Below are 10950 nucleotides of genomic sequence, written 5' to 3'. Positions count from 1 at the left end.
TGATCGCTTACGATTTTTTGGGAATGTCTTCGATCAGCTGCAGCCAGAGGGTAGCCTCGCCATCACTGGGGGCACGCCAATCGCCTCGTGGCGAAAGCGAGCCACCCGAGCCAACCTTCGGTCCATCCGGCATGGCAGAGCGCTTGAACTGGCTGATCTTGAAGAAGCGGAAGCAGAAGACTTCCAGCCAGTGGCGGATCTCCTCGAGCGTATACTGCTTTCTGGCAGCCTCTGGCACTGTACTCGGCCAGTCACCCTCCGCAGCGTTCTGCCAGGCGTGCAGGGCCATGAACGCGACTTTGGGTGGCGAAAATCCAAAGCGAGTGATGTAGTACATGTTGAAATCCTGCAGCTCATAGGGTCCGACTTTGGACTCGGTCAGCTGGGCAGGCTCATCCGAGTCGACATTGCCTGGTACGAGTTCAGGTGAGATTTCGGTATCCACGATCGAAACGAGTATGTCGTTGGTCGCCGCCGAAAATTCATCGCCAGCCGCTATCCAGCGAATGAGATGCTGAATCAGCGTTTTAGGTACGCTGGCGTTGACGTTGTAATGCGACATATGGTCGCCCACACCGTAGGTCATCCAGCCGAGCGCTATTTCCGAAAGATCTCCAGTGCCGAGCACGAGGGCGTGGTTCTGGCCCGCAAGTCTGAACAGGTGCGAAGTACGTTCTCCAGCCTGCACATTCTCGAAGGTCACGTCGTAGATCTCTTCGCCCCGGCTATATGGGTGGCCAATATCTTCGAGCATCTGCATGCAGGACGGCCGTATATCAATTTCCTTGCTGCTGACACCCAGACTGTTCATGAGCGCATGCGCATTGTTCTTCGTTTTCATGCTGGTCGCAAAGCCGGGCATAGTGTAAGCAAGGATATTGCTTCTCGGGAGCTTGAGCTTGTCCATCGTACGAGCGGCGACGATCAGGGCATGAGTTGAGTCCAGACCGCCGGATACCCCAATGACAAGTTTCTCGAAGCCGGAGGACTGCAGTCGCTTGGCCAGGCCGTGCACCTGAATGTTGTAAGTCTCGAAGCAGCGCTGGTCCAGGTTGTAGGGGTTACTGGGCACATACGGATAACGTTCGACCTGTCGTCTCAATGGCAGACAGGCCCTGGCCGGCTTCAGCTCGAACGTCACCCGTCGCACAGCCATCACTCTATCCTGATGGGCAACCACAGCGTCCTGAAAGGTGGTCAAGCGCATGCGATCCTGAGCCAGCCGCTCGAGGTCGACGTCGCGGACCAGTAGCTGCTCCTGGTCGAGAAAGCGCTCAGTTTCACCGAGCTTGTCGTTGTTTTCATAGATCATTGCATGGCCGTCCCATGCCAGATCGGTAGTGGACTCACCGAAGCCCGCGGCTGTGTAGAGATAGGCAGCCACGCAGGCGCCTGACTGTCTGGCACAAAGATCGGAACGATAGCGTGCCTTGTCGACAGTGATGTTGCTCGCGGACAGGTTCGTTAGTACGGTAGCGCCAGCCAGGGCCGCATAGGTACTGGGCGGAATAGGGCCCCAGACATCTTCGCAGATCTCTGCATGAAGGCGGAAGTTGGGTACGTCCACGGCATCGAAAATGATATCCGGTCCGAAGGGGAGCACTTCGCCGAACAGCCTGACTTCGCGCAGACCGCAGTCCCGGCCTGAACTGAAGTGCCGTTTTTCATAAAATTCTCTGTAGTTGGGTAGATAGGACTTCGGGATCACGCCAAGTATGCGACCCCGATGGATGGCAAGCGCGCAGTTGAAAAGGCGACCTTCGATTCGCAGAGGCGCGCCAACAAGCAGAACGGGCATCAAGCCTTTGCTGGCATCGACAATGCGCTCGAGCGCGATCAGGCAGCCATCGAGCAGGGCTTCCTGCTGGAAGAGATCACCGCAGGTGTAAGCGCTGATACAGAGCTCGGGAAACAGGCATAACGCCGCCTGCTGGCTATCTGCCTGTCTGGCAAGATCGATGATGCGTCCGGTGTTGAACTCCGGATCGGCAACCTTGACTTGTGGTATGCCGACGGACGTCCTGACGTAGCCGTGGTGATAGATATCGTTAAAACGCGTGGCGGACTCACTCACTGTCAAAATCCCATTTCATGTTGTCGGTATCCACGATCGTCGCCTTGCAGGCGCGCTCGAGATGCTTGAGCGTGAAAAGCTTGGTGTCCTCCTCGACACAGGCCACGCAGTCCCGGGGTACTACGATATCATAGTCGCGCATGTAGGCATCCTGGGCTGTGAACAGTACACAGATATCTGCAGTAATACCGGTGAGGACAAGGTGGCGAGCGCCCATGTTGCGCAGAAGAATCTCGAGTGTGGTGCCGTAAAAGCCTGAATGCTTGGACTTGATGACGAAATAGTCGTCTTCGTCCGGCTCGAGCAGTTCGACAAGCTCTTTGCCTCGCACGCCGTCGTGCAGGCAGTGATCAACGATCTGAGCGAAGTTGGACCGCCACTTGCCAAAGTTGTCGTTGACGTAAACGATCGGCACGCCTCGCTGCCTGGCGTCCTGTTTCAGCTTGGCAATAGCTTTCGCTGCAGACACTGCGCCAGGCAACATGGCTTCGCCATCTTCGAATTCCAGGTCATTCATCATGTCGATGATGAGCAGGACCGTTGGCGAATTTTCGGGAAACGATTCAGACATTGGGTTCTCCAAAGCGTATAGAGCAATATATGGTGCAGCGATAGCTGGTTCGCTCAGGCGTCTCCAACCATCTGGAGCGAGGTACGTGGGCAGCCTTGGAGGCGATTGGCCTTGAACGAATAGATGCACTGGTCAAGACGATAAGATGAGGGTTCGCTCAATGAAGGACAGAATCGAAAGTGTGGAGCAATTGATCAGGGCGGCAATTAGTGACGGCCGGTTTACCGACATCCAGGAAGCGCAAGACGCGGTTCAGGCCTGGCTAAAGCGTGGTACCGAGGGCGCGACGGCAGTTGCGGCTTCTCTCAAGGGGGACATGACGGAAGAGGGCGACGCAGACTATCAGGATCAGGCCATGAGAAGCGTGGATGCCTGACCAGGCGCCGCCCGGCAGTCGAGGCTTTATTTCCCCCAAAGGGCTTTGATCACCGACCACCGTGCAATCAGCATGGCGCCGAAGATGAGCAGACAACCCGTCAGTTGGGCTGCGCTGAGTGTCTCGTCCAGCCAGAAGCCGGCCAGCAATGCTGTAAACACCGGCTCGAGAGTCAGTATCACCGCCGCATGATTGGCTGAAGACAGTGCCTGTGCACGAGTCTGCAGGTAAAACCGCATTGCAGTGGCGAGCACAAGGCTCGCCAGTAACCAGCCCCATATAGCCGGTGTCACACTGTCTGGCCAGGTTTCAAATATTGCGGAAATGCCCAGCGTAACTATCCCCACCATGGCGAGCTGGGTAATGGTGAGCGGCAGTGCCGGTAGTAAACGCACAGCGCGTCCGGTGAGCGTAAAATGTATGGCGAAGAGTACCGCCGCCACAGCGAACAGGAGGTGTCCCCGGTCGGGCTGCGTAAGATCATCGGTGGCCAGGAACACAAGTCCTGCTGCGGAAACCGGCAACGAGTACCATTGTGCTCGCTGCGGCAGCTCACGGTATATCAGCCAGCCCGCCACCGGCACGAGAACGATTGCCAGACTGGTAATAAAAGCACCAACACCAACGTGCTCGGTTCGCTGAAGCGCGTGGATCCAAACCACGAGTGCGACCGAGAAGCAGATGGCTGAGGGTAAGCCAGCGCGCCACTGTGTCCTCGACGTCGTCTTCAGATGGTGTTTCGATAACAGCGCAAGTAATGCGGCGGCTCCAAGGAAACGGATGCCGATAAATAGTAGCGGTGGCATGCCCTGCAGTGTCTCACGTGAAAAAATCCACCCTGCCGCAGCCAGTAGTGTGACGATGACGAGTATAAGATCTGCCTTGAGTGGATGGGCCTGCATAGTCTCCATGTTCTGCTCTGAATCTCGGGCGGGGCAGTGTACATGGCAGACCGCCGTCGAGACCAGTTTCTGTCCAACGAACGCTCTGTTAGTGGAGTAATGAGTTTGCAACATACGAGTTTGAAGGCAGATACGGAGTCGGCATTGCGCGAGATAATGCAGGCACATTTTGAGGCGGCACGAGCCCGCGTTGCAGGCATCTGTGAAGACGAACTGCTATCTGTCCGTGCGATAGCCAGACGTCACTGGGCGCATCGAAGGGACATCCCGCGTGACCTCGTGAGCATGCCGAGAACTATTTGGCATGGGGTAAGGGGGCTGTTGCCGCGTAAAGCTGCCGTTGAGCCTTCGAGCCCGCAAAGGCTAAGCGGTAAGGAGGCAGCCATGATGCAGCTCATTCGCAACGATATGCTGGATCTGCCCGGGCTACAGCGTAAGTTGCAAGCGAGGCTCTTGCAGACAGATCCAAGGCTAGAAGCCTGCGAGGATCTGCTTCAGAACCTGGCCAGCCAGGATCGGCTAGAACTGGTGGAGCGTTTTCTATCCGGTGAGCTTCAACGCTTGAGTACCCCCAGCGAGGGCGCTCGTGATCTTCTCGTTTTCATGCTCATCGGCGTCGTATCTCGAACTAGTGGCATCAACGTTACGTTCGGGAGCGCCCTGGCGGCAGGCAGCGCCACGGCCTCTGCAGTCTATGTGGCGTCACAATCCTGGTGGGGCGCCCTCTGGCTGCAGTTCAGCGGTATACCAGCCTGGGTCGGCGTTGCGGGTGCGGTAGGTGGTCTCGGCGTAGCCGTCGTTCTGACGCCGGTGCTCGCTCCAGTCAGTGAGTGGATGGTGAATCGCTGGCGAGGTGAGCGCTATCTCCATGATCTGGTGGATCAGGTGGAGCAGAATCTGCTGCAGAGCCGCAAGGATGGGCTCGATTTCGCAGGCAGGCTCGCGGGGCTGGCTCAGTTTGCGCCAGATCTGCTCGCGCTTCTCCGGGCCATCCGCTAGTGCCTGGGTTCGGGCGCTGCTAGGATGCACGCCATCTCAAATGCTCAAGCGGAACGCCATGCTGCCAACATTGTTATTCAATCTCATCGCCGGGCTGAGGCTGATACTGTTTCGACCACTCGATCTGATCGGCTTCCGCTATACGGTCTCTGCATTCTGGAGCGTTGCCTTGCTGAATGTTCTGGTTGCAGCCGGCCTGCAGCGGGCAGAGATCGAGGAAGCAGCGTTGTTTCAGGCGGAGGGCCTGTTTCCTGAATCGGTATTCATCCTGCTGGTCCTGCTCTCTGGCGTTCTGATCAGTCGGTTCCTGGGCAGTCGCTTACTGCAGTTTCGTTTTCCGGTGATCTTTCTTAACGCGGTATTCTGGCTCCAGTTGTTCACTGCACTGTATCAGCACTGGAGTCCTTCTGGACTAGTGGGGTCGGTCATCTACTGGCTGCTGCAGCTATGGCTCCTGCTGGTGATTTTCCGCGTTCTGAAGCTGGCAGTGCGAGCCGATAGAGAGTCCGCTACCTTTAGGCGCTGGTTGGCTACGCTTGCCTTTGTCGTGCTTGTTCAACTGCCGCCTTATTATCTCTACCCCTTCGAATTCTGGGTGCCTGCCAGCTATGCAGTGAGTGAGGCATCAGCAGCGACCGAAGCACAGCCTGAACTCGACGTAGAGTCGGTTCTGACAAGTCAACCAGCAATTCTTGCGCAGCAACTGCAATCACTCGAGCCGTCACGGGCAGGTGAAATCGATGCCTACTTCGTCGGCTATGCACCGTGGGGCGATCAGCGGGTGTTCGCCAATGAAATCCGCTTCGCCCGACAGCGCTTTGATGAGCGATTCGGTACCAGCGGTCGAAGCCTGTCATTGATCAATGAGGCTGAAAATATCGGCACGCAGGCCCTGGCCATCACTTCGAATCTTGCCGCTAGTCTTCAGTGGTTGAAGCAGATCGCGCAGCCGGAGGAGGATATTCTCTACCTCTTTATTACCAGTCACGGCGCAGAGAATCATGACGTCGGTACCGTTCTGGCGAACTTGCCCCTCAACGACCTACCAGCAGCTGGTCTGGCCACTCTGGTGGAAAACAGCGGTTTCAAGTGGAAGGTCATCATCGTTTCGAGCTGCTATTCCGGGGGGCACATCCCGTTACTGGCAGACGAATCCACGATGGTGATCACAGCATCAAGAGCCGACAGAACATCCTTCGGGTGCACGGACGACGCAGAATACACTTACTTTGGACGAGCTTTTCTAGTGGAAGCGCTCGCAGAGAATACGAACTTTATCGAGGCTTTTGATGCCGCTCGCGCTGTAATAGCGAGCCGGGAAGCGGACGAGGGGTTTACGCCGTCTGAGCCGCAAATTGCTGTTGGCAAGACTATTGAAGCTTATATGGAGAAGCACTGGGCGAGCAGAAAGAAGTCCGGGACGACCAGCCAGGCTGGTCTCCCGGGTAGCTGATGTGACCATCCTGTTCACATCAGCTGAATAGGCTGCGGCATCCTGCCTGTGCCTGTAGAAGTCCATATCCAGAATTATCCCAACGTCAGTGCCCGTGTCATCCTTGACTGGATCATCCTTGATCCGGGCGCGCCTCCTGGCTTCCGTTGCACCAGCTCGTCGTTCAACCTGCTGATGACGCATACAATAGGTTAAAATTTGAGCTGAACCTAGCGCTCAAGTCTCCAAAGTCTGTAAGTGAACGCCTACACTATGCTGTCGCTTTTGGCCGGTGTCCCGCCATCCGTGACTTGCAGCCTATCAGTCAATGATCACGAGTCGGTTTGATAGCTCGTTTCGGCCATGAGTGGCAGGTAGTTCCTGCGCCAGAAGATCACCACAGGCTTTGACACAGTCGATAAATCCTGCCAGCGTCTGGCCCGCTTTCACCTGTGTCGTAAAGTCATCAACGATGATTTCCCAGCTCGAGTCCGGCAATTTCTCAGATATGCCGTTATCAACCAGAATTTCCACATAATGTTCGGCCTCTGATACGAAGATCAGCATGCCGGTGCCGCCTGCAGTGCGGTGCAGGTTCTGCATCAGAAATTGACGGCGAGCAAGGTTAGATGCCCGCCAATGCGCCACCGAATCCGGGATGAGCAGATGAAGCACCTGTGGAATCCTGAACAACAGGCTCAAGCCGATAAATATCATCCACTGAATCAGCAGCAGCTGATGCGCGTTGTACCATTCGGTAAAATAGTTCACCGCCCCGGGCAGGATGAGCGCGACGATGCCCGCCCACAATAACGGGATGTAAGTGTAATCATCGGCCTGACGAGCCAGAACGGTAACCAGTTCGGCATCTGTCCGTTGTTCTACCTGTTCTATGGCAGCAGCAACCTGGGCGCATTCTTCTTTTGTCAGCAGCGACATTGATGGACCTTATCTCTGTAAATTGAAACATTATTGAGGCACGAGATGTGAAGCGGCGGCGTGATGGTAACCGCTCACACGACCACTACCACCCACCTGAGGCGCCGCCGCCACCGAAGCTGCCGCCGCCTCCGCCAAAGCCACCGCCACCACCGAAGCCGCCGCCTCCACGTCCGCCACCGAGCACGGAGCCCAATACTGCACCCGCGAGTAGTCCGCCCATTCCTCTGCGCCGTCCGCCGCCTCGCCCGCCGCCCCCGAAGAGATAAGTGAGGGTGAGCATGACGAACAAGATGCCAGCGACGATCGAGGGTGTGGGTTTCTCCCCGCTACCGGGGCCCTGTGGCGCCCGGGTAGCGAGAGGGTTCCCGCCCAGAACCTGTATCATGGCAGTGACACCATTTTCGATGCCTTCAGCGAAGCGACCGCGCTTGAACGCAGGCGTAATGATCTGGTCGATGATGACCTTGCTCTGCGCGTCGGTGAGACGGCCCTCCAGTCCGTAGCCGACTTCGATCCGAATCTTGCGTTCTTCTTTCGCAACAATGAGCAGCGCGCCGTTGCTTGAGTCGGCCTGACCGATGCCCCAGGCTCTCCCCAACTGATAGCCATATTCCTCTATCGCTTGTCCCTGTAGGTCAGGCACCGTGACCACGACCAGCTGCTCAGCAGTGGCCGCTTCATGATTCTGCAAGAGCTGACCTACGCGCGCTTCGGCTGGTGGTGGCAGCATTTCTGCCTGATCTACCACTCGGCCGGTTAGTTTCGGAAATTCGATTTCAGCCGCTGTGGCCTCGGCATGTGCCAAGGCCAATAACAGGCCGAGGAACAGCGAGGCATATTGGCGTCTGCCTAAGGTGAGAGCCGCCAGCATCAGAATTGAACCTTCGGCGCCTCTTCAGCGTTGGTCGCCGTGGCCTCGAAGTTTTCACGGATCGGCATGTCGCTATACATCAGGCTATGCCAGATCCGGCCAGGGAACGTCCGAATCTCGGTGTTGTATTGCTGCACTGCCTGAATAAAATCCCGTCGGGCGACGGCAATCCTGTTCTCCGTGCCCTCCAGCTGAGACTGCAGTGCAAGGAAGTTCTGGTTTGACTTGAGATCGGGGTAACGCTCAGATACTGCCATCAATCTGCTGAGAGCGCTTGTCAGCTCACCTTGAACCTGCTGAAACTGTTGCAACTTCTGGGGGTCGTTGAGAATGCCTTCGTCCACCTGAATCGAGGTCGCCTTGGCTCGAGCCTCAATGACTGCCGTGAGCGTTTCGCGCTCCTGCTCTGCATAGCCTTTTACCGTCTCCACCAAATTGGGGACCAGATCTGCCCGCCGCTGGTACTGGTTCTCCACCTGCGACCACGATGATTTCACCTGCTCATCGTAGCTTGGAATGTTATTGATACCGCAACCTGTAAGCCAGAGACTGATGAGTAGCGTAGCAAGCGGTTTCCAGTACGTTCTGACGCGCTGCTGCGGCTTGGACGAACTATTAAAAACGATGATCCGGTTCATGTGGCTTGTCTTTCCTTTGAGTTTGAGACGACTGTTATACGCTACTTACGGCAGCGTGCTGGTTTTCGATGGAATATGTCTCAATTTTGAGCTACCGGGCCTAGGTAAATAGGACGATCTCCTTTAAAATCAGTCCAGATTCAACGTCAGGAATCGACCGGCATCTGGTACCGGCAGGAAGTCATATACCAGTATAATATTCACGGAAGTTTTCTATGTTTCAAACTTTGAAGCAAGCTGTCTCTGCATCTCGAGCAGTCTTGCTGGCGCCTCTGATCCTGAGCGCACCTCTCTCCGAAGCCGGTACAATCAGAGTCCCAGAAAAAATCAGAATCGATATTCACTGGGCCCCCGAGCAGATCAATTTCGACTTTGAAGTTAATCTCGATGATGGCGATGATTCGACCTCGGACGAAGTGCTTTACACCGGTCTTTACTTTCGTACTCACATCACTAATGGCGACACGCCGTGGCTTGAAGGCGGCTATGGTGAGCTCTTTCCCGACGACACAGCGCACGATCTCAACGATACGCTACGGAAGTTTCTATTCGAGAAGAAGTACGGCGATCAGGATTATGATTTTATGAGGCGAGTGTCGTTGAGTGACACCTACCTGTTTGCCTTCGAAAGCTACGTTGATTATGTGCCCAAGGGATGCGAACCCTTTACAGGGGAGTGTCCACCGGCCTTGAGCGCGACATATGGCGGTGAAACACTCATCACATTCTATGACAGTAAATATGGACCTCGCGAGCCTGGCCCCGAAGCGCCGACCGCAGTGGGACTGCCAGGTCCGCTGTCGCTGGCGATGATTGCTGCGCTGGGCGTATACGTGCGGAGCCGCTCGGCCTAAGCGACCGCTCTCTGATGCACTGACTGGTCCAACTCTGGCGAGGTACGTATCACCAGATAGACACCGGTCAGGAACTTGCCGGTAGACACAGTCCCATTGAAACCGTTCAGGACCGTCGTATGCAGCCAAATATCAGAGCACTTCTCAAAGCAGGTACTGTCGCCACACTTCTTGCCACCTTTCTGGCAGCTTGTGATGACAGTTCCGTCAACGCACCAGAATCCATCAGTGCGAACTCTCCAGATGAAAGCAAGCCCGCCGTAGGTGGCGCGCCTCAGGGCGTCCAGGCCGTGCCAAGCACCAAAGCTGTTGCAGAGACTATCGATGAGTTGAAGCAGGCGGTCGAAACCGGTCAGGGCATGGGCGTCGTTGCCAGCATCGACCATCAGGCCAATGCGAAGTCCGCAGGCGTTGATATTCCCCCAACGACACTGATCATGCTGTCCCAGCCAGCTCTCGAGATTCCGCTTCTGCAAAAGAATCAGTTGGTTGCGCTGGACCTTCCTTTGAAGATGCTGGCTTACGAGGACCCTCAGGGGAGCGTCAAACTTGCGTTCAATGGCGTTGAATACCTCCGCGAGCGACATGGTCTCGGAGAGATGGAAACATTGATCGAGCTCCGCAATAAACTGGGAAAGATGGCTGAGTCCGCCAGTGGCTCCGAAGTCGGTCCTCATGAAGAAGGCAATAAAACGACAGAGGAGGCTGAAGGGATCGTGGTGCTGGCCAGTACCAATGATTTCCAGACCACTCACCAGAAGCTCAGCCAGGCTATCGAGTCGCAGGGGGCTTTGAAGACAGTGACAGAAATCGACTATGCCGCTGAGGCAAAGCGCGCAAGTATGTCGCTCGGACCGACCACACTTATGGTGTTCGGCAACCCGAAAGTGGGCTCCCCCATGATCAATGCTCGTCAGTCGGTCGCTCTGGATTTGCCGCAGAAGATGCTCGTTTACCAGAATCAGCAAGGCCAGGTGTTTGTCGCCTACAACGATCCTGAGTATATCGCCCGTCGACATGAAATGCTTGAACCTGGCCAACAGGCGGAAGGCCTTGATATCGAAGCGCTTGCCAGCGTGTTGGCAGGTCTGGCCAATACAGCGGTGACGGGTGGTGCTGACGAAAGCTAAAGATTTGGGTGTTGCGGGGAATAGGCGGGCGTTAAAGCGCCCCCGGCAGGATTCGAACCTGCGACCAACGGCTTCGGAAGCCGCTACTCTATCCAGCTGAGCTACGGAGGCATGACGGCGGGCATTATAGGTCGCAGGCGCCCCAGAGGCAAACCATTAGC

11 protein-coding genes and 1 tRNA gene are annotated in these 10950 nt (G+C 56.1%); 5 read left to right on the top strand and 7 right to left on the bottom strand.

Translation table 11 applies throughout. From position 1 onward, the window contains the following. Positions 1-7: 7 nt before the first annotated feature. Both ACH3PB_RS12160 and ACH3PB_RS12155 read right to left on the bottom strand, forming a co-directional pair. A complete protein-coding gene (locus ACH3PB_RS12160; protein ID WP_416395182.1) occupies positions 8-2074 on the bottom strand; it encodes an NAD(+) synthase in 2067 nt (688 codons plus the stop codon). Next, positions 2067-2645: a cysteine hydrolase family protein gene (locus tag ACH3PB_RS12155; protein WP_416395181.1), complete on the bottom strand. Its 579-nt coding sequence runs from the start codon at positions 2643-2645 to the stop codon at positions 2067-2069. Before ACH3PB_RS12155 ends, ACH3PB_RS12160 begins: the two co-directional genes overlap by 8 nt. Positions 2646-2805: 160 nt before the next feature. Here ACH3PB_RS12155 and ACH3PB_RS12150 point away from each other — a divergent pair, with 160 nt between their 5' ends. Further along, a complete protein-coding gene (locus tag ACH3PB_RS12150) occupies positions 2806-3021 on the top strand; it encodes a hypothetical protein (protein ID WP_416395180.1) in 216 nt (71 codons plus the stop codon). A gap of 26 nt (positions 3022-3047) precedes the next feature. On the opposite strand, the gene ACH3PB_RS12145 is transcribed toward ACH3PB_RS12150, so the two are convergent. Further along, positions 3048-3932, bottom strand: a complete 885-nt coding sequence (locus ACH3PB_RS12145; RefSeq protein WP_416395178.1) for a DMT family transporter — start codon at positions 3930-3932, stop codon at positions 3048-3050. A 375-nt stretch (positions 3933-4307) separates the two neighbouring features. Here ACH3PB_RS12145 and ACH3PB_RS12140 point away from each other — a divergent pair, with 375 nt between their 5' ends. Further along, positions 4308-4922 carry a hypothetical protein gene (locus ACH3PB_RS12140; protein ID WP_416395176.1) on the top strand — a complete coding sequence of 205 codons (615 nt, stop codon included), beginning with the start codon at positions 4308-4310 and terminating at the stop codon, positions 4920-4922. A gap of 40 nt (positions 4923-4962) precedes the next feature. After that, positions 4963-6375, top strand: coding sequence for a C13 family peptidase (locus tag ACH3PB_RS12135; RefSeq protein WP_416395174.1), 1413 nt, complete (start codon positions 4963-4965; stop codon positions 6373-6375). 300 nt (positions 6376-6675) lie between these two features. On the opposite strand, the gene ACH3PB_RS12130 is transcribed toward ACH3PB_RS12135, so the two are convergent. From ACH3PB_RS12130 to ACH3PB_RS12120, 3 genes are all read right to left on the bottom strand, one after another. Next, a complete protein-coding gene (locus ACH3PB_RS12130) occupies positions 6676-7293 on the bottom strand; it encodes a TPM domain-containing protein (protein WP_416395171.1) in 618 nt (205 codons plus the stop codon). Positions 7294-7378: 85 nt separating this feature from the next. Next, the gene (locus ACH3PB_RS12125) at positions 7379-8167 is read right to left on the bottom strand and encodes a TPM domain-containing protein (RefSeq protein ID WP_416395170.1); all 789 of its coding nucleotides are present in this window, start codon (positions 8165-8167) and stop codon (positions 7379-7381) included. Continuing rightward, on the bottom strand, positions 8167-8805 hold the full coding sequence (locus ACH3PB_RS12120; RefSeq protein WP_416395168.1) for a LemA family protein: 639 nt from the start codon (positions 8803-8805) through the stop codon (positions 8167-8169). Before ACH3PB_RS12120 ends, ACH3PB_RS12125 begins: the two co-directional genes overlap by 1 nt. 215 nt (positions 8806-9020) lie before the next feature. On the opposite strand from ACH3PB_RS12120, the gene ACH3PB_RS12115 reads away from it, so the two are divergent. Continuing rightward, positions 9021-9659, top strand: coding sequence for a hypothetical protein (locus ACH3PB_RS12115; RefSeq protein WP_416395166.1), 639 nt, complete (start codon positions 9021-9023; stop codon positions 9657-9659). A 119-nt stretch (positions 9660-9778) separates the two neighbouring features. Beyond that, complete coding sequence (locus ACH3PB_RS12110; protein ID WP_416395164.1) at positions 9779-10789, top strand: DUF302 domain-containing protein; 1011 nt, start codon at positions 9779-9781, stop codon at positions 10787-10789. 37 nt (positions 10790-10826) lie between these two features. On the opposite strand, the gene ACH3PB_RS12105 is transcribed toward ACH3PB_RS12110, so the two are convergent. Next, a tRNA-Arg gene (locus tag ACH3PB_RS12105) sits at positions 10827-10900 on the bottom strand. Positions 10901-10950: the final 50 nt, after the last annotated feature.

Origin of the sequence: Allohahella sp. A8 (genome assembly GCF_047946665.1) — a bacterium.
Lineage (GTDB): Bacteria > Pseudomonadota > Gammaproteobacteria > Pseudomonadales > Oleiphilaceae > Allohahella.
This window is presented reverse-complemented; position numbering and strand designations above follow the sequence as displayed.